General features: G+C 66.8%; 21 protein-coding genes and 1 other RNA gene. 10 read left to right on the forward strand and 12 right to left on the reverse strand.

From position 1 onward, the window contains the following. Positions 1-4: 4 nt before the first annotated feature. The 3 genes from BST12_RS12935 to BST12_RS12945 form a co-directional block, all read right to left on the reverse strand. Positions 5-1,555: an alpha/beta hydrolase gene (locus BST12_RS12935; RefSeq protein WP_083113524.1), complete on the reverse strand. Its 1,551-nt coding sequence runs from the start codon at positions 1,553-1,555 to the stop codon at positions 5-7. A 101-nt stretch (positions 1,556-1,656) separates the two neighbouring features. Continuing rightward, the gene (locus BST12_RS12940; protein WP_083113525.1) at positions 1,657-3,213 is read right to left on the reverse strand and encodes an alpha/beta hydrolase; all 1,557 of its coding nucleotides are present in this window, start codon (positions 3,211-3,213) and stop codon (positions 1,657-1,659) included. Between the two features lie 48 nt (positions 3,214-3,261). Beyond that, positions 3,262-4,653, reverse strand: a complete 1,392-nt coding sequence (locus tag BST12_RS12945; RefSeq protein ID WP_083113567.1) for a WS/DGAT/MGAT family O-acyltransferase — start codon at positions 4,651-4,653, stop codon at positions 3,262-3,264. Between the two features lie 147 nt (positions 4,654-4,800). Here BST12_RS12945 and panB point away from each other — a divergent pair, with 147 nt between their 5' ends. After that, positions 4,801-5,655 (forward strand): 3-methyl-2-oxobutanoate hydroxymethyltransferase, encoded by an 855-nt coding sequence (gene panB / locus BST12_RS12950; protein ID WP_083113568.1) that lies wholly within the window; start codon positions 4,801-4,803, stop codon positions 5,653-5,655. Here panB and BST12_RS12955 read toward each other — a convergent pair. Continuing rightward, positions 5,652-5,999: a heme-binding protein gene (locus BST12_RS12955; protein ID WP_083113569.1), complete on the reverse strand. Its 348-nt coding sequence runs from the start codon at positions 5,997-5,999 to the stop codon at positions 5,652-5,654. The two genes, panB and BST12_RS12955, sit on opposite strands and share 4 nt — an antisense overlap. 160 nt (positions 6,000-6,159) lie before the next feature. On the opposite strand from BST12_RS12955, the gene BST12_RS12960 reads away from it, so the two are divergent. Then, a complete protein-coding gene (locus BST12_RS12960) occupies positions 6,160-7,671 on the forward strand; it encodes a CYTH and CHAD domain-containing protein (protein ID WP_083113570.1) in 1,512 nt (503 codons plus the stop codon). A 165-nt stretch (positions 7,672-7,836) separates the two neighbouring features. On the opposite strand, the gene rnpB is transcribed toward BST12_RS12960, so the two are convergent. Beyond that, positions 7,837-8,254, reverse strand: an RNA gene (gene rnpB / locus BST12_RS12965) — RNase P RNA component class A. Positions 8,255-8,352: 98 nt separating this feature from the next. Here rnpB and BST12_RS12970 point away from each other — a divergent pair. From BST12_RS12970 to BST12_RS12985, 4 genes are all read left to right on the forward strand, one after another. Then, positions 8,353-9,534, forward strand: coding sequence for a cytochrome P450 (locus tag BST12_RS12970; protein ID WP_083113526.1), 1,182 nt, complete (start codon positions 8,353-8,355; stop codon positions 9,532-9,534). Beyond that, positions 9,531-9,725 carry a ferredoxin gene (locus tag BST12_RS12975; RefSeq protein ID WP_083113527.1) on the forward strand — a complete coding sequence of 65 codons (195 nt, stop codon included), beginning with the start codon at positions 9,531-9,533 and terminating at the stop codon, positions 9,723-9,725. Before BST12_RS12970 ends, BST12_RS12975 begins: the two co-directional genes overlap by 4 nt. Further along, positions 9,725-10,435 (forward strand): 2OG-Fe(II) oxygenase, encoded by a 711-nt coding sequence (locus tag BST12_RS12980; protein WP_083113528.1) that lies wholly within the window; start codon positions 9,725-9,727, stop codon positions 10,433-10,435. The genes BST12_RS12975 and BST12_RS12980 overlap by 1 nt, the downstream gene beginning before the upstream one ends. A 113-nt stretch (positions 10,436-10,548) precedes the next feature. Continuing rightward, positions 10,549-12,132 carry a phospholipase C gene (locus BST12_RS12985; protein WP_245850278.1) on the forward strand — a complete coding sequence of 528 codons (1,584 nt, stop codon included), beginning with the start codon at positions 10,549-10,551 and terminating at the stop codon, positions 12,130-12,132. A gap of 40 nt (positions 12,133-12,172) precedes the next feature. Here BST12_RS12985 and BST12_RS12990 read toward each other — a convergent pair whose 3' ends face one another. From BST12_RS12990 to cobC, 4 genes are read right to left on the reverse strand one after another with little or no spacing between them, the layout of a single operon-like run. Beyond that, positions 12,173-13,288: a bifunctional RNase H/acid phosphatase gene (locus BST12_RS12990; protein ID WP_083113530.1), complete on the reverse strand. Its 1,116-nt coding sequence runs from the start codon at positions 13,286-13,288 to the stop codon at positions 12,173-12,175. Continuing rightward, entirely contained in the window at positions 13,285-14,022 is a 738-nt protein-coding gene (locus BST12_RS12995) for a zinc ribbon domain-containing protein (protein WP_083113531.1), read from the reverse strand. Before BST12_RS12995 ends, BST12_RS12990 begins: the two co-directional genes overlap by 4 nt. After that, positions 14,019-15,158 (reverse strand): Nif3-like dinuclear metal center hexameric protein, encoded by a 1,140-nt coding sequence (locus BST12_RS13000; protein ID WP_083113532.1) that lies wholly within the window; start codon positions 15,156-15,158, stop codon positions 14,019-14,021. Before BST12_RS13000 ends, BST12_RS12995 begins: the two co-directional genes overlap by 4 nt. Then, positions 15,155-16,183 carry an Rv2231c family histidinol phosphate aminotransferase CobC gene (cobC, locus tag BST12_RS13005; protein ID WP_083113533.1) on the reverse strand — a complete coding sequence of 343 codons (1,029 nt, stop codon included), beginning with the start codon at positions 16,181-16,183 and terminating at the stop codon, positions 15,155-15,157. Before cobC ends, BST12_RS13000 begins: the two co-directional genes overlap by 4 nt. A 214-nt stretch (positions 16,184-16,397) precedes the next feature. On the opposite strand from cobC, the gene BST12_RS13010 reads away from it, so the two are divergent. The 3 genes from BST12_RS13010 to BST12_RS13020 are packed head-to-tail and all read left to right on the forward strand — an operon-like array spanning position 16,398 to position 18,344. Continuing rightward, positions 16,398-17,033, forward strand: coding sequence for an HAD-IA family hydrolase (locus BST12_RS13010; protein ID WP_083113571.1), 636 nt, complete (start codon positions 16,398-16,400; stop codon positions 17,031-17,033). Further along, entirely contained in the window at positions 17,026-17,529 is a 504-nt protein-coding gene (locus BST12_RS13015; protein ID WP_083113534.1) for a low molecular weight protein-tyrosine-phosphatase, read from the forward strand. The genes BST12_RS13010 and BST12_RS13015 overlap by 8 nt, the downstream gene beginning before the upstream one ends. Then, entirely contained in the window at positions 17,529-18,344 is an 816-nt protein-coding gene (locus tag BST12_RS13020; protein ID WP_083113535.1) for an SURF1 family cytochrome oxidase biogenesis protein, read from the forward strand. Before BST12_RS13015 ends, BST12_RS13020 begins: the two co-directional genes overlap by 1 nt. Here the strand turns inward: BST12_RS13020 and BST12_RS13025 are convergent. Further along, positions 18,326-19,255, reverse strand: a complete 930-nt coding sequence (locus tag BST12_RS13025; RefSeq protein WP_083113536.1) for a cobalamin biosynthesis protein — start codon at positions 19,253-19,255, stop codon at positions 18,326-18,328. The genes BST12_RS13020 and BST12_RS13025 overlap by 19 nt on opposite strands. 424 nt (positions 19,256-19,679) lie before the next feature. Between BST12_RS13025 and BST12_RS13030 the strand changes: the two genes are divergently transcribed. Next, the gene (locus BST12_RS13030) at positions 19,680-20,495 is read left to right on the forward strand and encodes an oxygenase MpaB family protein (protein WP_083113537.1); all 816 of its coding nucleotides are present in this window, start codon (positions 19,680-19,682) and stop codon (positions 20,493-20,495) included. On the opposite strand, the gene BST12_RS13035 is transcribed toward BST12_RS13030, so the two are convergent. Beyond that, the gene (locus tag BST12_RS13035; RefSeq protein WP_083113538.1) at positions 20,492-21,421 is read right to left on the reverse strand and encodes a cation diffusion facilitator family transporter; all 930 of its coding nucleotides are present in this window, start codon (positions 21,419-21,421) and stop codon (positions 20,492-20,494) included. The two genes, BST12_RS13030 and BST12_RS13035, sit on opposite strands and share 4 nt — an antisense overlap. Before the next feature lie 119 nt (positions 21,422-21,540). Then, positions 21,541-22,677 carry an epoxide hydrolase family protein gene (locus tag BST12_RS13040; RefSeq protein ID WP_083113539.1) on the reverse strand — a complete coding sequence of 379 codons (1,137 nt, stop codon included), beginning with the start codon at positions 22,675-22,677 and terminating at the stop codon, positions 21,541-21,543. Between the last annotated feature and the right edge of the window lies 1 nt (position 22,678).

Below are 22,678 nucleotides of genomic sequence, written 5' to 3' on the forward strand. Positions count from 1 at the left end.
CGTGTCAGCACCGCACGTTCGCCGCAGGCGGCGTCAGGTCGAGGAAGTAGCGCACCACCGCGGTGTCCACACACTGATTGCCGTTGAACACCACCGTGTGCTGGGTCCCGTCAAAGGTGATCAGCGGGGCGCCCAGCTGGCGAGCCAGATCCACCCCGGCCTGATAGGGGGTGGCGGGGTCGTGGGTGGTGGAGACGACGACAACCTTGCCCGGTGCCGCCGGTGCCACGGGGTGCGGTGTCGAGGTCGCCGGCACCGGCCACATCGCGCACAGATCCCGCGGGGCCGCCCCGGTGAACTGCCCGTAAGACAAGAACGGAGCCACTTCACGAATCTTGCGGTCGGCGGCGACCCAGGGCGCCGGATCGGTCGGCGTCGGCGCGTCGACGCAACGGATCGCGTTGAAAGCGTCCTGGTCGTTGTCGTAGTGCCCCTGGCGATCCCGGCCCTGGTAGTCGTCGGCGAGCAGCAGCAGGTCGCCGGCGTTGGTGCCGCGCTGCAATCCGACCAGACCGCTGGTCAGGTACTTCCAGTGGCTCGGGGTGTAGAGCGCGTTGATGGTGCCGGTGGTCGCGTCGGCGTAGCTGAGGCCGCGCGGATCGGACGTCTTGCCCGGCTTGGCCACCAGCGGGTCGACCAGAGCGTGGTACCGGGCGACCCACTGGGCCGGGTCGGTGCCCAGCGGGCAGGCCGCCGACTTGGCGCAGTCCGCGGCGTAGTCGTTGAAAACCGTTTGGAATCCGGCCATCTGGTTGATGGTTTCGTCGATCGGCCCGACGGTCGGGTCGATGGCGCCGTCGAGGACCATCGCCCGCACGTGCGCACCGAATCGCTCGATGTAAGCCGTACCCAGCTCGGTGCCGTAGCTGTAGCCGAGGTAGTTGAGCTGCTCGTCGCCCAGCGCCTGGCGGACCATGTCCATATCGCGGGCGGTCGACGCGGTGCCGACGTTGGCCAGGAACTCTTGGCCGATCCGGTCGACGCAATGCTGGGCCAATTCCTGGTAGACCTGCTCGATGTGGGCCACCCCGGCCGGGCTGTAGTCGACCATCGGGTCGCGCCGGTAGGCGTCGAACTCGGCGTCGGTGCGACACCGCAACGCCGGCGTCGAGTGGCCGACGCCTCTGGGGTCGAAGCCCACCAGGTCGAAATTGCGGGCGATTTCGGTGTCCTTGAGCTCGGGCGCCATCCCGGCCACCATGTCGACCGCGGACGCTCCCGGGCCACCCGGATTGACGAACAGCGATCCCATCCGCTGGCCGGTCGCCGGAATGCGGATCACCGCCAGTTTGGCCTGTGCCCCACCGGGTTTGTCGTAGTTGACCGGAACCGACACCGTCGCGCACTGAGCGGTGGGAATGTCGGCGACGTCATCGACGAAGGTGCGGCAGGAGCCCCAATTCTGTTGCGGCACCGCGACTGGGGCCGCTGGGCTCTGCGTCTGACCGGTGTCGGGTCCCGGGGTCGCGCCGGCCGACGGCAGTCCAGCCGATTGTCCGCCGAGCGTCAAACCAACTGACAGCAGCGCCGAGCTCAACGTTCTCAGGCGCCACATGGCCGTTGATCTTGTCACCCGTCAGTACCGCGTGGAGGCGCGAAACGGTCACGCCTTGATCTCATCTCGTTCTCGGCGAGCGTGTTGTCGCGCCCGGCGAACTAACAGGTGGCGCCGGCGGGCGGCGTGGTGCCGTTGATCAGATACGCCGTCGCGTAGTCGTCGACACAGCTTTCGCCCTGGAACACCACCGTGTGCTGGGTTCCATTGAAGGTCAACAAGGAGCCGTGCAGCTGGTTGGCCAGATCCACCCCGGCCTGATACGGCGTGGCCGGGTCATGAGTCGTGGACACGACGACGGTCGGAGCCAGGCCCGGCGCCGAGACCACATGCGGCTTGCTGGTCGGCGGCACCGGCCAGAACGCGCAGGACCCCAGCGGAGCGTCACCGGTGAACTTGCCGTAACTCATGAACGGCGCCACCTCGCGCGAGCGCCGGTCCTCGTCGATGATCTTGGCGCGATCGGTAATCGGTGGCTGGTCAACACAATTGATCGCCACCCGCGCGTCGGTGGAGTTGTTGTAATGGCCCTTCGAATCGCGGCGCATGTACATGTCGGCCAACGCCAGCATGGTGTCGCCGCGATGGTCGACCAGCTCGGACAGGCCGTCGGTCAGGTGGTGCCACAGGCTCGGTGAGTACAGGGCCATGATGGTGCCCACGATGGCGTCGCTATAGCTCAGTCCGCGCGGGTCGTTGGTCTTGGCCGGCCGGCTCACCCATAGATTGTTTGGGTCGACCAGCGGGTCGACCAGGCTGTGGTAAACGTCGACGGCTTTGGCCGGGTCGGTGCCCAACGGGCAGCTGGAACCCTTGGCGCAGTCGGCGGCATAGTCGTTGAACGCGTCCTGAAAACCCTTGGCCTGACGCAGATCTGCCTCGATGGGATCGGCGTTGGGATCCACCGCGCCGTCGAGAATCATTGCCCGCACCCGCTTCGGGAAGGCCTCGGCGTAGGCCGAGCCGATCCGGGTGCCGTACGAGTAGCCCAGGTAGGTCAGCTTCTCGTCGCCCAGCGCCGCGCGGATGGTGTCCATGTCCTTGGCCACGTTGACGGTGCCGACGTTGGCCAAGAAGTTCTTGCCCATCTTGTCCACGCAGCGCTGCACGAATTGTTTGGTCTCGTCTTCGATGCGCGCCACTCCCGCCGGGCTGTAGTCGACCTGCGGCTCGGCGCGCAACCGGTCGTTGTCGGCGTCGGAATTGCACCAAATCGCCGGTCGCGACGCCGCCACTCCGCGCGGGTCGAACCCGACCAGGTCAAACCGCTCATGGACCTTCCTGGGCAACGTCTGGAAGACGCCCAGCGCGGCCTCGATGCCCGATTCCCCGGGACCGCCGGGATTGATCACCAAAGAGCCGATCTTGTCGCCCGTCGCCGGAAAGCGGATGAGCGCCAGCGTTGCCACGTCCGCATCGGGATGCGCGTAATCGACGGGCACGGCGAGTTTGCCGCACAGTGCGCCGCCGGGGATCTTCACTCCCGGATTCGAGGAGCGGCACAAAGTCCACTCGATCGGCTGGCCCAGCCTCGGCTCGGCCATGCGGGCCCGGCCGCCGACCACGCGGATGCAGCCCGCGGAAACCAGCGCGACGGCCGCGATCGCGGTCCAGATCAGCAGCGTGCGCGCGAATGTGTCGCGGCGAGACAGGCACATGGCACCCTATGGTGCCAGAGAAGGCCCAAGATGCTGGTGAGCGGCCGATTAGCGGATTGCTGCCAGCAATTCTTCCATTCCCACGGCGAACTCGTCGGCCATCTCCCACAGGTCTGGCAGCAGGTCAGGGCATGAGATGAGCCCGACATCGAGCTTGCCGTTCAATGACATCACGGTGATGTTGAGTCCCGAGCCGTGAAAGATCGGCCCCAGCGGATACATCGCCTTGACCTCGCAACCCAGCATGTACAGCGGAATCTGCGGTCCCGGCACGTTGGAGACCACCAGATTGTGCACCGGCAGGCTCTCGGTCAGCCGGGTGCTGGCGTAGAACCGCATCGCGATCCCGAAGACGGCCGGGGCGGCAAACTGCGTCCAGTCCTGCAACAGTGTGGCCCCGATGGCCGAACTGTGTTGCTTGGCAACCGAATTCGCTTCGGCGATTGCCTTGAGCCGCTGTATCGGGTCGGCGATCTCGGTATGCAGGCTGGCGAACATCGCCGAAACCTGATTGCGGCCGGGGCGATCGGACTTGCCGTGCACCGACACCGGCACCGAGGCCACCAGCGACGTGTCCGGCAGCGAATTCCGCTCGGCCAGGTATTGCCGCAGCACCCCGGATACCAGCGCCATCACCACGTCGTTGACCTTGACGCCGAACTGGTCTTTTACCGTCTTGACGTCTTCGAGGTCCAGTTGGGCATAGGCGATGTTGCGACGGCCGCTGACGCTGGCATTGAACACGGTTCGCGGCGCGGCGAACGGGCGCGCCATGGTCAGGCCGTCACGGGCCCGCAGCACCGTGGCGACCACGGAGTTCACTGTCTCGGGCAACACGTTGGCCAGCTGCAGCGGCCGGGTGACGAACCTGAGGAGCCCGCCCGCGGCGATCTGCCAGCCACTGCCACCGCCAACGCCGTCGACGGGCTCCGGCGCCGGCGCGTCGGGTTCGGTGGTGCACAGCTGCGACAGCAGGTTCGCGCCGGTCACCCCGTCGACCCCGGCGTGATGCACCTTGGTCATCACCCCGATGCGGCCCTTGTGGTGGCAATCGGTGCCGGCCACGCCTTCAATGACCCACATCTCCCACAGCGGCCGCCTGCGATCCAGCGGCAGCGATGCGATGTGGCCGCAGATCTCCGACATCTCCGCGCGCCCGCCGGGCGTTGGCAGCCCGATGCGGTGCAGATGGCGGTCGAGCTCGAAGTTCTCGTCGTCGACCCAGACCGGGTGGTCGAGGTTCAACGGGCTGTTGGCAATCTTTTCCCGGAACTCGGGCATCGCTTTGATGCGCAGCGACATGGCATCGCGCAGCCGGTCAAAGGTGTAGCCGCCGGGCATGGTCGAGGTATCCAGCTCCATGATCGAGCAAACATGCATCGGCTGGGAGGAGGTTTCCAGGTACAGGAAACTGGCGTCGAGACCACTGAGCCGTTGCATCCGCAGATGGTATGCCCCGTGGCACACCCCACGGTGCATTTGTACCGACAAGATGGCAGACTGTTGGGGTCAGACGAACCCGGGGACCCTGTCCAGGACAAAACCTGAGGGCCACGAGGATCGACCCGACCACCACTAGGGACAATGATGTCTGAGCAGCATGTCTATGGGGCTAATCCCGCCAGCGCCAGCAGCAGTTCGGCGCCGCGCACCAAGGTGCGCACCCACCACTTGCAGAAATGGAAGGCCGAGGGTCATAAGTGGGCCATGCTCACGGCCTACGACTATTCGACGGCCCGGGTCTTCGACGACGCCGGCATCCCGGTGCTGTTGATCGGTGACTCGGCCGCCAATGTCGTGTACGGCTACGACACAACCGTGCCGATCTCGATTGACGAATTGATCCCGCTGGTGCGCGGCGTTGCACGCGGCGCCCCGCACGCGCTGGTCGTCGCGGATCTGCCCTTCGGCAGCTACGAGGCCGGCCCGCAGGCGGCACTGGCCTCGGCCACCCGCTTCATGAAGGAAGGCGGCGCACATGCCGTCAAGCTGGAGGGCGGCGAGCGGGTAGCCGAACAGATCGCGTGCCTGACCGCGGCGGGCATCCCGGTGATGGCCCATATCGGCTTCACCCCGCAAAGCGTCAACACCCTGGGTGGCTTCAAGGTGCAGGGCCGCGGCGACGCCGCCGAACAGACGGTTGCCGACGCGATCGCCGTCGCCGAAGCCGGCGCATTCGCCGTCGTGATGGAAATGGTGCCGGCCGAGTTGGCCACCCAGATCACCGGCAAGCTGACCATCCCGACGATCGGGATCGGCGCGGGACCCAACTGCGACGGCCAGGTCCTGGTCTGGCAGGACATGACCGGGATGAGCGGGCGTAAGACCGCGCGCTTCGTCAAGCAGTTCGCCGACGTCGGAACTGAATTACGCCGCGCTGCAACGCAATACGCAGCAGAGGTGGCCGCCGGGACGTTCCCGGCCGACGAGCACTGCTTCTAGTCTTGTTGCCCGCACCGGGCACGGAAATCGGTCAGTGGTTGCCGGATGCCCTGCAGGTCTGAGTGGGTCTGCGGGTTGGCGTCCATGTATTGCTGCAACTGGTCGCGGATGTCGTCGCGGGGCTGACCCTTCAGGCTGGTGAAGTAGTCGTTCACGTCCGGATGGGCGAACAGGTAAGCCGAGGTCGCGGCGGCAACGCCGGCCGACACTCCGGCCAGGTCGGCCGCGGTGCAGTTCGGTGGCGGCGGCACCGGATCGGGATCCGCCCAAGCCGGGCCGGCGGCCCCGAAAAGCATTGCGCCACTTACCGCGCCGCCAACAACGGCACGACCGAAGAACAACATGCACAGCTCCTTCATCAGATATCCAAATGCCGTCACCGCAGCGGTTTCCCGCACCGGACACCATAAGCGGATAGGTGACGGACGCGTAACCCTGATATGGCACTCTATGGAGGCAAATCACCATCATGACCGCGGCGGCGCGGTCTCACCGGAGACGAAGATGCCTGCAAAAGCGCCAAAGGCGGCGCGCCATCTGGAGGTCGAGCGCAAGTTCGACGTTGTCGAATCGACCGTGTCGCCGTCGTTCGAGGGCATCGCCGCGGTGGCGCGCGTCGAGAAATCACCGACTCAATCGCTAGACGCGGTGTACTTCGACACCGCGACGCAAGATCTGTCGCGCAACCGGATCACGCTGCGGCGGCGCACCGGCGGGACCGACGCCGGTTGGCACCTGAAGTTGCCGGCCGGACCCGACGCGCGTACCGAGATCCATGCGCCGATCACCGCCGCCGGCGACGACGTGCCCGCCGAGCTGCTGGATGTGGTGCTGGCGATCGTGCGCGATCGCCCGGTTGAGCCGGTCGCGCGAATCACCACCGAACGCCAGAGCCAGGTGCTCTACAGCATCGACGGCGCCGCCCTGGCGGAATTCAGCAACGACCGGGTCACCGCGTGGAGGGCGCACGGGCCAGCCGGCGAGGAAGGGGCCGACGAGGGTCCGGCCGAACAGCAGTGGCGGGAATGGGAACTCGAGCTGGTGGCCACCAACGGCAGCGCTGATTACGAGCTGTTGAACAGGCTGAGCAACCGGCTCCTCGACGCCGGTGCAGCCCCGGCGGGACATGGCTCCAAACTGGCGCACGTCATGGGCACGAAAGCACCGGCAACGCGTGCGCCGGCGGCGGACCCGGTGCATCGGGCGGTGGCCCAGCAGGTCGAGGAGTTGTTGGTGTGGGATCGCGCGGTGCGCGCCGACGTTTTCGACGCGGTCCACCAGATGCGGGTTATCAGCCGCAAGATCCGCAGTCTGCTCAAGGACTCGCAGGATTCGTTCGGATTGGCCGACGGGGCCTGGGTCATCGACGAGCTACGTGAGCTCGCTGCGGTGTTGGGTGTGGCGCGCGATGCCGAGGTGCTCGGCGAGCGTTATCAGCGCGAATTGGACCGGCTGGCACCGGAGCTGGTGCGCGGACCGGTTAGGGAACGCCTGGTCGACGGCGCCCAGCGCCGCTATCAAGCCGGCCTGCGCCGGTCCTTGATCGCCATGCGGTCGAAGCGGTACTTCCGGCTGCTCGACGCCCTCGATTCTCTGGTGGCCGAGGAGCCGGTAACTGTTGCCGGCCAGGACCGGGCACCGCTGACGATTGACGCCGCCTACCGGCGCGTCCGCAAGGCGGCACGGGCAGCCGCAGCCGAGAATGACGCCGACGATGCGCTGCACCGAATCCGCAAGCGCGCCAAGAGCCTGCGCTACACCGCGGCGGCCACCGGCGCCAACGAGGTTTCCCAGCAGGCCAAGGCCATCCAGACGTTGCTCGGCGACCATCAGGACAGCGTGGTGAGCCGCGAACACCTGATCCACCAGGTTGAGGCGGCCCATGCCGCGGGCGAAGACACCTTCACCTACGGTCTGCTGTATCAGCAGGAGGCCGACCTCGCCGAGCAGTGCCATGCGCAGCTCGACGCCGCGCTACGCAAGCTCGACAAATCGGTGCGCCGAGCACGGCACTGACGGTCGGTCGGCCAATCTCAGTCACATTGGTCACACTGGCACCGACAAAGCTGCGCAGGACCCAACTGCAAACGCGATACCGCATGCGGTATCGCGTTTCAGATCGCAACATGCCCGCCGACGCCCGGACTGGCGTGGCCGCTGTGGCGGATGCGCCTTCGAAGGCGGACGAGTTGGCCTGTAAGCCGGATTCTGTTCCCCACCGCCGCGGCTGAACCAGCGGCGGCACGGCGGCGACCATCCATCTGGACACACCGTTGCCGGGTGCCTCGAGCGGCCTACCCGCAGGCTCGGGCGAGCAGCCCTCAAACGCCTGCGCGGCCGCACTTTTGGCGCGGCCTTCTTGGCCTTGCTTCGGGTGGGGTTTGCCTAGCCACCCCGGTCACCCGGGATGCTGGTGCGCTCTTACCGCACCGTTTCACCCTTACCACCGCGAGGGTGGCGGTCTGTTTTCTGTGGCACTTTCCCGCGAGTCACCTCGGATTGCCGTTAGCAATCACCCTGCTCTGTGAAGTCCGGACTTTCCTCGACCCGCCGCCGGTTCTCGCGAACCGACTCGAGCCGCGGCCGCCCGGCCAACTCGTCCGCGACGAACACGGTACTCGTTGCGCGATGCCGGAGCTAGCGGATCCACCTGGCAAAGTCATTGCCCTGCGGCGACGCCGGTGCCAGGCTGACGACATGACCGAAGCCGAAGGATTCGTCGACCAGGCCGTGGTCGGTCTCGCCGAGCCGCAACCGATGTACAAGGCGCTGCGCGAATCAGCCCCCGTGTTCCGCTCACCGCAGGCCGTCGTGCTCAGCCGGCTGGCCGACATCGAGATGGCCCTCAAGCACAGCGAGCTGTTTTCGTCCAACATGGACGCCGTCGATTTGGGCAATATCCGGCCGCTGATCCCCCTGCAGGTCGATCCGCCCGATCATGCCAAATACCGTCGCATCCTTGATCCGCTGTTCACTCCGCGGGAAATGGCCCGCCGCGAACCGCGGGTCAGTGAACTGGTGAACGAGATGATCGACCGCTTCGCCGATCGCGGCGAATGCGACTTCCACGCCGAGTTCGCCGTACCCCTGCCGTGCACCGTCTTCCTACAGCTGCTCGGCCTGCCGCTGGAAGACCTCGATAAATTCTTGGAATGGAAGGACGGGGTCATCCGTCCCGAGGGAGACTCCGGTTACGACCGTCGCCATGAGAGTTCGGCACCCGTCGCGCGACAAATCTACGGATACTTCGACCGCGCCATCGACGACCACATCGCCCACCCGCGCGACGACGTGCTGTCGGCGATGATCGCAGCAAACGTCGAAAGTGAAGGCCGGCCGCTGTCCCGCGAGGAGTTGCTGGATATCTGTTTCCTTTTCTTGATCGCGGGCCTGGACACGGTCACCGACTCGCTCGACTGCTTCTTCGTGTATCTGGCGCGACACCCCGCGCACCGCCGCCAGCTGGTCGAGCAGCCCGACATCCTGCCGCACGCGGTCGAGGAGCTACTGCGCTGGGAGACGCCGGTACCCGGGGTCGCTCGGGTCGCCATGCAAGACGTCGAGCTGTCCGGGTGCCCAATCCACAAGGGCGACCGGGTCAGCCCATTGCTCGGTGCGGCGAACACCGACCCGGCGGAGTTCCCGGATCCTGAGCTCGTCGATTTCCAGCGCAGCCCCAACCGCCACCGTGCGTTCGGCGGCGGTCCGCACCGCTGCCTAGGCTCCCATCTGGCGCGCATGGAGCTGCGGGTGGCGCTGCGCGAATTCCACCGCCGCATACCGGACTACGAGATCAAGCCGGGCACCCAGCTGACCTATACAGCCGCGTTGCGCTCGGTGGAAGCGCTGCCGCTGATGTTCCCGGTGTCCGCCCGATGACCCGCGTCTTCGTCGACGCGGAGCGCTGTGTCGGCCACGGACGCTGTTACACGCTGGCCCCCGCCGTCTTCGATTCCGACGAATTCGGCCACGCCGTGGTGCTCGTCGAGGACGTCAGCGGCGAACTCGAAGCCCAGGCCGCGGCCGGCGAACAGAACTGCCCGGAACAGGCGATTACGCTGTCGCGCTGATGTCGCGGTGGAAAAAGCGTGTCGACTCCGGCGATTGGGACGCCATCACCGCCGAGCTCAATGAATACGGCGGCGCACTATTGCCGCAATTGATCACCCCCAGCGAAGCGCTGCGGTTGCGCAAGCTTTACGCCGACGAGGGCTTGTTCCGGTCGACCGTCAATATGGCGCCAAAACGTTATGGCGCCGGACAATACCGCTACTTTTATGCTCCTTATCCCGAGCCGATCGAAATGCTCAAACAAGCGCTGTACCCCAGACTGCTGCCCATCGCCCGGGACTGGTGGGCCAAGCTCGGCCGCGACGCGCTGTGGCCGGATGGCCTCGACGACTGGCTGGCCGCCTGCCATGCCGCCGGCCAGACAAAATCGACTGCCCTGATGCTCAGGTACGGCCCCGACGATTGGAATGCCCTGCACCAGGATCTCTACGGGCACTTGGTGTTTCCGCTTCAAGTGGTGATCAACTTGAGCCGACCCGGCGCCGACTACACCGGCGGCGAATTCCTGCTGGTCGAACAGCGCTATCGGGCTCAATCCCGTGGCACGGCAACGCAATTGCCGCAGGGGCGGGGTTACGTGTTCACCACTCGCGAGCGGCCGGTGCGCTCGGCGCGGGGCTGGTCGGCTGCACCGGTGCGGCACGGTCTTTCAATGATCCGTTCCGGCGAACGTTACGCCCTGGGGTTAATTTTTCACGACGCGGCGTGACCGCCGCCCCTTTGCGACACCGAAAATTCACACCGACACGCCGGTCGGCGTGTCGCGAATAATCACCCTGGCAAATATACCGTGAGCGCAAATGCGCAGCGGAAGGATTTAGGGTGAGCAAACGCCCATTCGGCGGAATGTCTCGTCGAGAGTTCTTGGCCAAAGTCGCCGCCGGGAGTACTGGCGCTCTAATGTCGTTTGCCGGTCCGGTTATTGAAAAGGCTTACGGAGCCGGGCCGTGCTCGGGTCATTTGTCCGACATCGAGCACATAGTGTTGTTCCTACAGGAGAACCGATCCTTCGATCACTACTTCGGGACGCTGTCGGCCACCGACGGCTTCAACACCGCGTCGCCCGCATTCCAGCAGAAGGGCTGGAACCCGCAGACGCAGCAACTCGACCCCGCCGGCGTCACCATCCCCTTCCGCTTGGACACCACCCGGCTCGTCCTTGACGGCCAATGCCTCAACGACCCCGACCACTCCTGGAAGGGGATGCACAAGTCCTGGAACAACGGCGCCAACGACGGCTGGCTGCCGGCGCAGGTCGGCAACAGCCCGGTGAACGGCAACGTCCCCGTGGTGATGGGCTACTACACGCGCAAAGACATTCCGATCCACTACCTGCTGGCCGACACGTTCACCATGTGCGACCAGTATTTCTGCTCGGTTCTTGGTCCCACTCTGCCCAATCGGCTGTATTGGATCAGCGCGTCGATCGACCCCGCCGGCACCAACGGTGGGCCGCAGCTCACCAGTCCGGCTTCCGAACCGATCGGTCAGTTCAGCTGGGCGACCATGCCGGACAATCTGAGCGCCGCGGGCGTCAGCTGGAAGCTGTATCGCAACAAAGGTCTTGGGGCCATCGGCAGCAACTACCTGAACTACACCTACGACCGAATACTGATGTATTTCAAGCAAGCCCAGGATCCGCGCTCGGATTTGGCTCGCTTCGGCATCGCCCCGACCTATCCGCACGACTTCGCCGCCGACGTCAAAGCCAACCGGCTGCCGAAGGTGTCCTGGATCGTCCCGAACACCCCCGAGTCCGAACACCCGGCATTTCCGCCGGCCGTGGGCGCGATCGGCATCGTGCAACTGCTGAAGATCTTGCTTTCCAATCCGGCGGTGTGGGAGAAGACCGCGCTGATCGTCGCCTATGACGAAAACGGCGGCTTTTTCGATCACGTCACGCCGCCCACCGCGCCGCCGGGGACACCCGGTGAATTTCTGACCGTCGCAGACGTCAACAGTGTGTCGGGATCCGGCGGTATACGTGGGCCCGTCGGTTTGGGCTTCCGCGTCCCCTGCTTCGTGATCTCGCCCTACAGCCGCGGCCCGCTGATGGTCCACGACGTGCTCGACCACACTTCGCAACTGAAGTTCATCACCAAGCGCTTCGGTGTGCCGGTGCCCAACCAAACCGCTTGGCGCGACGGCGTTGTCGGCGATATGACCTCGACGTTCAACTTCGCTTCCCCACCCAACCCGTCACGCCCCAAGTTGGATCACCCCGTGCTCGACGCGATACCGAAACTGCCGCAGTGCATACCCAACGTGTTGCTGGGCACCACCGGACTCAATCCGGATCCGGTGACCCAGGTGCCGTATGCGATTCCCTATCGGGTGCCCTACCCGCAGGTGATGCCCGGACAGGAAACTGGCCCGGCGCGCGGGATTCCCAGCGGTCTGTGCTGAAATCTCGAATTCCCGACTCTCGATGCGGCCCTCGGCGACTTTATAGATAGCCGGTCTGGTTAACCAGCCGCACCGAGGACGCTCCATCGGGATAGAACTCGGCGATGCTCAACGACGCCAGGTCAAGATGCAACCGATACAGCACACCCGGGCCGACGTCCAACGCCATCCGCAGCAACATCTTGATCGGCGTGACATGCGAGACCACCAGCACCGTCTCGCCTTCGTAGCGCGCGATCATCCGGTCGCGCACCCGGTGTGCGCGCCGCAGCACCGCGTCGAAGCTTTCACCACCCGGTGGCGTCGTGCTGGTGTCGCGCAGCCAACGGCGATGAAGCTCGGGATCGCGTTCGGAAGCCTCGTTGAATGTCAGCCCCTCCCAGGCACCGAAGTCGGTCTCGATCACATCGTCGTCGATGGCCACGTCCAGGCCCAGCGCTCGGCCGGCCGTCGTCGCCGTGTCGTAAGCCCGCTGCAGCGGCGAGGAGATCACCGCGGCGATTCCGCCGCGCTGCGCCAGATACCGCGCCGCCAATCCGGCTTGACGCCAACCGACTTCGTTGAGGGCCGGGTTGCCGCGCCCGGAATAGCGGCGCTGCACCGACAACTCGGTCTGCCCGTGCCGCAGCAACAGCAACCGGGTCGGTGTGCCGCGGGCGCCGGTCCAGCCCGGTGCCGGCGGCGGATCGGCACGCGGGACTCTGACGGGTTCGGCGATCGGCACCGGGGGTTTGTCCACCGTGCTGTTGGCGCGGGCGGCCGCGTCCATCGCTTCGTTGGCCAACCGGTCGGCGTAGGTGTTGCGGGCCCGCGGCACCCACGTATAGCTGATGCGGTGAAACCTCGACGCCAGCGCGCGAGCTTGGGCGTGTAACTCCACCAGATCGGGGTGCTTGACCTTCCAGCGCCCCGACATCTGCTCCACCACCAGCTTGGAATCCATCAGCACCGACACTTCGGTGGCGCCCATCTTCACCGCGTCGTCCAAGCCCGCGATCAAACCGCGGTATTCAGCGACGTTGTTGGTTGCCCGGCCGATGGCCTGCTTGTTCTCGGCCAGCACGGTTGAGCGGTCCGCGGTCCACACCACGGCGCCATACCCGGCCGGCCCGGGGTTGCCCCGTGACCCGCCGTCCGCCTCGATGACAACCTTCACTGGGAAAACCCTTTGACCCGCAACAGGATTGCTCCACATTCCGGGCACTGCAGCACTTCGTCTTCGGCGGCCGCGGTGATGCGAGCCAGCTCGCCGCGGCCGATCTCGATACGGCAGGCGCCGCACCGGTGTCCCTGCAGGGGCCCGGCGCCCGCTCCGCCGCGGGCGCGCAGCCGTTCGTACAGCGCCGACAGATTGGGGTCCAGCGTCGCGCTCAGCTCGTCGCGCCGCGCCGAATGTTCGTCGCGGGCCTGGCCGATCTCGGCCAGCGCGGCATCGAGTTCCTGCTGAGCACCGACCAGGTCGGCCTGCAGGCCTTCGATGGTCCGCGCTTCGGCGCTGTCTTGGGTCTGCAGCTCCTCGCGGCGTTCCATCACGTCAAGCAAGGAATCTTCCAGGCTGGCCTGCCGCCGTTCCAGGGTCTCGAGTTCGTGCTGCAGATCCGACAACTGCTTGGCGTCGGTTGCCCCCGACGCGAGCAACGACCGGTCCCGGTCTTCGCGTTTGCGCACCGCATCGATCTCGGATTCGAAGCGGGCGATCTGAGCGTCCAAGTCCTCCAACGCGATTCGAACGGCGGCCAGCCGGTCGCTGGCGGCGCTGTGCTCGGCCTGTACCTTCTGGTAGGCCTCCTGCTGCGGCAGATGGGTGGCCCGATGCGCGATCCGCGACAATTCAGCGTCTAGCTTCGCCAGTTCCAGTAGCGAACGTTGCTGTGCTACTTCGGCTTTCATGACTGATTACTCCTCGTCTGGTGGTCGAGGTTCCACGGATCAGTGCGGATCGTGCAGACGTGCACCGGCAGCGACGCGCCGAACCGGGCTTTCAACACGTCGGCCGCCTGGCCGCACCACGGGAATTCGCTTGCCCAGTGCGCGACGTCGATCAGGGCCACCTGCGATGCCCGGCAATGCTCGTCGGCCGGATGGTGGCGCAGGTCCGCGGTGACGTAGGCCTGCACCTCCGCCGCGGCCGCGGCGCCGAGCAACGAGTCGCCGGCTCCTCCGCAGACCGCGACCCGCGACACCAGCAGGTCGGGATCGCCCGCCGCGCGCACTCCCCAGGACGTTTCAGGCAATGCAGCACGCACCCGAGAGACGAAGGCGCCCAATGGCTCTGGTGCCGGCAGCGTGCCGATGCGGCCGAGTCCGACGTCGCCCGGCGGTGGCACCAGCGCGAAGATGTCGAACGCCGGCTCCTCGTAGGGATGGGCGGCGCGCATGGCGGCCAGCACGGCGGCCCGCGCTCGCGCGGGCGCGATGACTTCGAACCGGTCCTCGGCCACTCGCTCGACGATGCCGACGCTGCCGATCGCCGGCGACGCACCGTCGAGCGGCAGGAACTGTCCGGTGCCGGTGACACTCCAGCTGCAGTGCGAATAGTCGCCGATATGTCCGGCGCCGGCCGCAAAAACGGCTGCCTGCACCGCTTCTGAGTTTTCCCGCGGCACGTAGACGACCCATTTGTCCAGATCGGGCGCACCCGCCGCCGGGTCGAGCACGGCGTCCACCCGCAGGCCCAGCGCGTGTGCCAGGGCGTCGGACACGCCAGGCGATGCCGAGTCGGCGTTGGTGTGGGCGGTGAACAGCGACCGCCCGGTACGAATCAGCCGGTGCACCAAGGCTCCCTTGGGGGTGCTGGCCGCAACGGTGTCGACTCCGCGCAACAGCAACGGGTGGTGAGCCAGCAACAACCCGGCCTCGGGAACTGTGTCGACCACGGCCGGCGTCGCGTCGACCGCGATGGTCACCGATTCCAGCAGGTCGGCGGGATCTCCGCAGACCAGTCCAACTGAATCCCACGACTCGGCAAGCCGCGGCGGGTAGGCCTCGTCGAGCACCTCGATGACGTCGCGCAGCCGCACAGTCACGACAGCACCCCGGCGAGCGCGTCAACCAGCTGTGTCCATTCCGGGCGTACCGCCGCCCGCAGATATCGTTCGTCCAGTCCGACGAACGTGTCACAGCGGCGTACTGCTATTCCGTTGCGCTGCAGCATGTTTCGTAGCCGATCCGCGCCGGGCACGCTGAACAATACAAATGGCGCCCGGCCGTCGACCACCGTGGCACCCACCGATTGCAGACCGGCCACCATGTCGGCGCGCAGGGTGGCCAGCCGCACCGCATCCGCCGCGGCCTCGGCGACGGCCTGCGCAGCGCAGCAAGCGGCGATGGCCGTCAATTGCAGCGTGCCCACCGGCCAGTGCGCGCGCTGCGCGGTCAACAGCGCCAGCACCTGCGGCGAGCCCAGCGCATAGCCCACCCGCAGCCCGGCCAGTGACCACGTTTTGGTGAGGCTACGCAGCACCAGCACGTCGGGCAGCGGGTCTCCGGCCAGCGACTCCGGCTCCCCGGGGACCGCATCGGCAAACGCCTCGTCGACCACCAGAATCCGGCCGGGCCGGCGCAGCGCCAGCAGCTGTGCACGCGTGTGCAGCACCGAGGTGGGGTTGGTCGGATTGCCGACCACGACCAGGTCGGCGTCGTCGGGCACCTGCACCCCGTCCAGCCGAAACGGTGGCTGCAGCACGACGTGATGCACCGGGACGCCGGCCGTCCGCAGGGCCACCGCCGGCTCGGTGAACGAGGGGGCGACGATCGCCGCGCGGGTGGGCCGCAGGTTGCTCAGCAGAGCGAATGCCTCCGCCGCCCCGGCCAGCGGCAGCACTTCGTCGTGGGCTCGGCCGTGCCGGGCCGCGATCGCCTCGTGCGCGCGGTGGACGTCCTCGACGCAGGGATAGCGGGCCAGCTCCGGCAACCGCTCGGCCAGTCGCTGCACCAACCACGCCGGCGGGCGGGGATGGCGGACGTTGACGGCGAAATCCAGCATGCCGGGTACTACGTCTTGATCACCGTGATAGCGCGCCGCCGCAAGGCTCATCTGCAGACCCGCCATCTGTGAAACACTAGTGGGCCGCGGCTCCGACATGAATCGCCCAGCCTCCAACGGTGAGTGCCCAAAGTAAAAGCAATGCTGAGCGTGCTATGTGGCGATTGAACCAAAGTCATCGGTAGCACGGCCCCCCGACGCCGCGACGAGGCCTTATGGGGACAATGGAGCGGTGACCGACTCGATCCGCGCAGCAGCGCTGACCGCGACTCCACAGCTGGTGATCTTCGATCTCGACGGCACCCTCACCGACTCCGCCGAAGGGATCGTGGCCTGCTTTCTGCACGCCCTGACCCAGATCGGGGCCGAAGTGCCGCAGGGCGAGGACCTGGCGGCCCAGATCGTCGGCCCACCCATGGACGACACCTTCCACGCGATGGAACTCGGCGGACGTGCCGAAGAGGCGATCGCGGCCTTTCGCGCCGAATACGGCGCCCGGGGCTGGGCGATGAACACCTTGTTCGACGGCATCGCGCCGCTGCTCGCCGACCTGGAGGCGTCCGGCATCCGGCTGGCGGTGGCGACCTCGAAATTGGAGACGACGGCGCGGCGCATCCTGCACCATTTCGGGCTGGACCACCACTTCGAGGTGATCGCCGGGGCCAGCGCCGACGGTGCCCGGAAGAGCAAAACCGAGGTGCTGGCCCATGCGCTGCAGCAGCTGCAGCCCCTGCCCGAGCGGGTGCTGATGGTCGGCGACCGCAGCCACGACGTCGACGGGGCGGCCGCACACGGCATCGACACCGTGGTCGTCGGCTGGGGCTACGGACAGGCCGACTTCGCCGACCTGATCGATGCCGCCGGCGTCACGTTTGCCGCGACGATGGCCGACCTGAGGGGGGCGCTGGGTGTCTGACCCCTTGCACGTGACGTTCGTGTGTACCGGCAACATCTGCCGTTCGCCGATGGCCGAGAAGATGTTCGCCCACCAGATCCAAGAGCGTGGGCTGGCCGGCGCGGTGCGGGTTACCAGCGCGGGCACCGGCAACTGGCACGTCGGCAACTGCGCCGACGAACGCGCAACGCGGGTGTTGCGCGCGCACGGCTACCCCACCGACCACTGCGCCGCCCAGCTCGACACCGACCATCTGGCGGCCGATCTGGTAATAGCCTTGGGCCGCAACCATGTTCGGTTGCTGCGACAGCTCGGCGTCGACAGTGACCGCATCCGGATGCTGCGCTCGTTCGACCCACGCTCGGGTGCCCATGCGCTTGACGTCGAGGACCCCTACTACGGCGAGCACGACGACTTCGAGGAGGTTTTCGAAGTCATCGAGGCGGCCCTGCCCGGCCTGCACGACTGGGTCGATCAGCGACTCGCCCAAAACGGGATCCAAAACGGGACTAGCTGATGCGCCGACTCGCCTTTTTGCTGCGGCCGGGCTGGCTGGCGCTGGCCCTGGTGGTCATCGCGTTCACCTATCTGTGCTTCATGGTGCTCGCACCCTGGCAGCTCGGGAAGAACAGCAGGACGTCGCGGCAGAACGACCAAATCGCAACCTCGCTCAACACTCCCCCGGTTCCACTGAAAACCCTGCTGCCACAGCAGGATTCGTCGGCACCAGCCGCACAGTGGCGCCGGGTGAGCGCCACCGGCCACTACCTGGCGGAGGTACAGGTGGTGGCCCGGCTGCGCGCGGTGGAAGGCGACCAGGCGTTCGAGGTGCTGGCCCCGTTCGTCGTCGATGGTGGTCCAACCGTCCTGGTCGATCGTGGCTACGTGCGGCCAGAGCCGGGTTCGCATGTACCGTCCATCCCGCGCCCGCCGGATCAAACGGTGACCATCACCGCGCGGCTGCGCGACTCCGAGCCGACCCTGCCGGACAAGGAACCGTTCACCAGAGACGGTGTGCAGCAGGTGTATTCGATCAGCACTGGACAAGTTTCGGCGCTCACCGGAATCCCGTTGGCCGGCTCGTATCTGCAGCTTGTCGAAGACCAGCCGGGTGGGCTGGGCGTGCTCGGCATCCCGCATCTGGACGCGGGCCCATTCCTGTCCTACGGCATCCAATGGATCTCGTTCGGCATCTTGGCGCCGATCGGGCTGGGCTATTTCGTCTACTCCGAGATCCGGGTGCGGCGCCGCGAGAAGGAGTTGGCCGCGCCGCCGGACCAGCCCATGACCGTTGAGGAGAAGCTCGCCGACCGCTACGGGCGCCGCAGGTAGCCGAACAATCCCACAAGCGCCGCGGCCGCCAGCTGCACCACGCGCGACAGCATCACCGCCCGTCGCAGATCGGACACCGACGGGGCCCGCCCGTCGCCGAGACTCGGCCGGATTTGCAGCTCATGGTGGTAGCGGGTGGGACCACCGAGTCGCACCCCCAGAGCCCCGGCGAATGTTGCTTCGACGACGCCGGCATTCGGGCTGGGGTGCCGGGCAGCGTCACGACGCCAGGCACGCAGCGCTCCCGTCGGCGATCCGCCGACGGCCGGTGCGCACAGCACCGTCAGCGCCGCGGTCGCGCGCGCGCCCACGTAGTTGGCCAGGTCATCCAATCGCGCTGCGGCCCAACCGAATCGGACATACCGCGGCGAGCGGTAGCCGATCATCGCATCCAAGGTATTGATCGCGCGATATCCGAGCACGGCCGGCGCACCCGCGGTCGCCGCCCACAGCAGCGGCACCACCTGGGCGTCGGAGGTGTTCTCAGCCACCGATTCCAGCGCGGCCCGGGCCAGCCCCGCTTCATCCAGGTAGGCCGGATCGCGCCCGCACAACGACGGCAGCAGACCCCGGGCGGACTCGATGTCACGGCATTCCAGCAGCTCCGCCATTTCCCAGCCGGTGCGCGCCAGCGAGGTGCCGCCCAGCGACACCCAGGTGGCCGCCGCCGTCGCCGCAGGCCGCTGCGCGCGTTGCAGGGCGGCGCCCAGCAGACCGACGCCACCGACCAGCAGGCTCACGTGCACCAGGCCGGCGAGCCTGGTGTCGCGGTAGGTCAGCCGCTCCAGCCTGGCGGCGCCCTGACCGAACCATGCGACCGGATGACAGCTCTTCGGGTCACCGATCGCTAAATCGGCCAGGAAACCGGTCAGCACGCCGACGGTCCGGAGCCGGCGCGTCGAGGCAAACACCCCGGCAGCGTCTCATACCGCCAAAATGACGATGAGCGCGATGACGACAACGAGCTGGACGGCCAATAAACACCAGCCCGCCAGGGCGGGATTGAAGTTGCGTGGCGCCCGATACGGCGTGTCTGGGGGCGACGGTTCAATCAACATGTTCAGGCCAGCGATACGAGCACCAGCACCACGACGATGACCAGCACCGCCGCCAGCAACCACCAGAGCCAGGTGCCGGCTTTGAACTTGCGCGGGGATCGCGTCATTTGGGGGCTCGTGGACGGCGCTACTCCCCACTTGCCATGCCTCGAGAGGTTGGGCGGATCGGGGGGAGGCGGACTCGAGGGTGTACTCATGCGTCCCCTGTGCCCGTTTCCGGCTGGCCTAACCTGTGGCGTCGCACACGTGGTCTACTCGATCTCATGGGGCATCCGCGATGAAGCGACCCGCGACTCGGGTCGCCGACCTGTTGAATCCGGCGGCATTGCTGTTGCCGGCGGCGAACGTGATCATGCAGCTGTCGTTGCCCGGCGTGGGCTACGGCGTGCTGGAAAGCCCGGTGGACAGCGGCAACGTCTACAAGCATCCGTTCAAGCGGGCCCGCACTACGGGCACCTATCTTGCGGTTGCGACGGTCGGGACCGACTCCGACCGGGCCCTTATGCGGGGTGCCGTGGACGTCGCGCACCGGCAGGTTCGGTCCACATCGTCGAGCCCGGTGTCCTACAACGCCTTCGATCCCAAGCTGCAGCTGTGGGTGGCGGCATGCCTGTATCGCTACTTCGTGGATCAGCAGGAGTTCCTGCACGGCCCGCTCGACGACGCGGCCGCCGACGCGGTGTATCGCGATGCCATGCGGTTGGGAACCACACTGCAGGTGCCCGAGCGTCTGTGGCCGCCGGACCGGGTCGCGTTCGACGAGTACTGGAAGCGCTCACTCGACGAACTGCACATCGACCCGCCGGTCCGTGAGCACCTGCACGGCGTGGCGTCGGTGGCATTCCTGCCGCTGCCGCTGCGGGCCCTGGCCGGACGGTTCAACCTGTTTGCGACGACGGGGTTCTTGGCGCCGGAGTTCCGGGCGATGATGCGGCTGGACTGGTCACCGGCCCAGCAGCGCCGGTTTGAATGGCTGCTGTCGGCCTTGCGGCTGGCCGACCGGGTGATCCCGCACCGCGCCTGGCTCTTCGTTTACCAGCTGTATCTGTGGGACATGCGGTTTCGCGCTCGGCGCGGCCGGCGAATCGTCTAGCCCGGCGGTACGCCGCGCGCGGCCCAAGTGAAGCTGCGCATCTGCGGCAACCGCGCCGAAACTCGGTCGGCGACTCGCCGGCCGATGCGATCCGCGTCAGCCACGCTGGTGTCGGAGGCGACCCAGCCCTCCACCTCGACCCGCAGCGTGCGTCCGGTCCACCGGGCTCGCGCGTGCGCGTGGATGACACCCTCGACGTCGGCGGCCACCGATTCGGCGGTCTCGATCACCGCCGGATCCACGCCGTCGAGTAACCGGTGGCCGATATCCGAGGTCACCTCCCAACCGACATGGCAGATAAAGCCCGTCACCAGGATTCCGGCGACGCCGTCGGCCCATTCCCAGCCCACGGCAACTCCGCACAAACCCAGCAGGGCGCCCGCCGATGACAGGCCGTCCAGCCAGGAATGCCTGGCGTCGGCGATAAGGGTCGAAGACTGGATGCGGCGGCCCACGACGAGCTTGTATCGGGCGACCAGCTGGTTGCCCAGGATACCGACCAATGCGGCCCCGATGCCCCAACCGACTTGCTGAGTTGGGCTGTGCCGCAACAGTTTTTCCACGCTTTCCCAGCCGGCGAAGACGGCGCTGGCCCAGATCACCAACGCCACCCCGATCCCGGCGAGGTCTTCGGCGCGTTCCAAGCCGTAGGGATAGCGCGACGTGGCCACCCGGCGCGAGCTCCAGAAGCCGCCGAACACCACGGCGCTGGTCGTCACGTCCGACAAGTTGTGCAGCGCATCGCCGAGCAATGCCGCCGAGCCGGACAGCAGCGCGACGACGAACTCGATCAGACCAGTCAGCGCCAGGCCCACCGCACCCACGGCGACAGCGCGATTGGCCCGCCGGCGTTCGTCACCGTCGTCTATTGCGGTCGGCAGCGGAAAACTGGTTGCCGGATCCCGGGTGCCGGTTATCAGATGCATGGCGCTTAGCGTGCCACGCGGCGGAATCGACCGCTCAACGTGTTTCGGTGCCGACTGTGCAAATCACGACGCTTCGACAGCGTGTCGCGTCGGCAGATTCACACTCGGCGAGCAGAGCGTCAGCGCACCGTGGCGAAGAAGGCGCGCAAATCCTCGACGAAGAGGTCGGGTTGTTCGAACGCGGCGAAATGCCCGCCGCGCGGCATGGTCGTCCAGTGGGTGATGTTGTAGACGGGCTCACACCACGACCGCGGCGCCCGCAACAGCTCCTTCGGGAAGGCCGCGATACCGGTGGGCAACTCCACGCGGTCCATTTGGCCCCACACGCGGAAGCTCTCCCAGTACAGGCGGGCCGAAGAGGCGGCGGTGCCGGTCACCCAATACATCATCACGTTGTCCAGCAATTCGTCTCGGCTGAACGCGTTCTCGGGATGACCGTCGCAATCCGACCAGGCCCAAAACTTTTCGACGATCCACGCCAACTGGCCCACCGGCGAGTCGACGAGGCCATAGCCCACCGTTTGCGGCCGGGTGGACTGCTGCTTGGAATAGCCGGTGCCCCATTTGCGGTGCTGAGCCAGCGCGGCCATCGCCTGCTGTTCCTCCTCGGTGGGGTTGGCCAGGGACTCAGCCGTAGGCCGGCCCAGCGGCATGTTCAGGTGAATGGCTGCGCAGTGGTTGTTTCCAAGGCCGCCGTTGCGGCCGATCTGGTTGGTCACCGCGGCTCCCCAGTCGCCGCCCTGGGCGCCGTACCGCTGATAGCCCAGGCGCAGCATCAGCGTCTCCCATGCTTCGGCGATCTTCTCGACGCCCCAGCCGGTGTGGCTGGGCTTGCCGGAGAAGCCATACCCGGGCAGGGACGGACACACCACGTGAAAGGCATCTTCGGCACGCCCGCCATGAGCCGTGGGGTTGGTCAGCGGCTCGATCACCTTGTGGAACTCCACGATCGAGCCGGGCCAGCCGTGGGTGATCACCAGCGGGAAGGCGTCCTCATGCGGGGATCGCTGATGGATGAAATGAATGTCCAGGCCGTCGATTTCGGTGCTGAACTGGTCGAAGCGGTTCAGGGCCGCTTCGCGCGACCGCCAGTCGTACTCGTTGGCCCAATAGTCCGCCAAGGCTCGGGTGTAATCGAGCGGAATGCCTTGGCTCCAGTCGTCCACACATTCGGCTTCCGGCCATCGGGTACGCGCCAGCCGCGATCGCAGGTCATCGAGCACGTCCTCGGGGACGGCTATGCGAAACGGCTTCACT

This window comes from Mycobacterium angelicum (assembly GCF_002086155.1).
Taxonomy (GTDB): Bacteria; Actinomycetota; Actinomycetes; order Mycobacteriales; family Mycobacteriaceae; genus Mycobacterium; species Mycobacterium angelicum.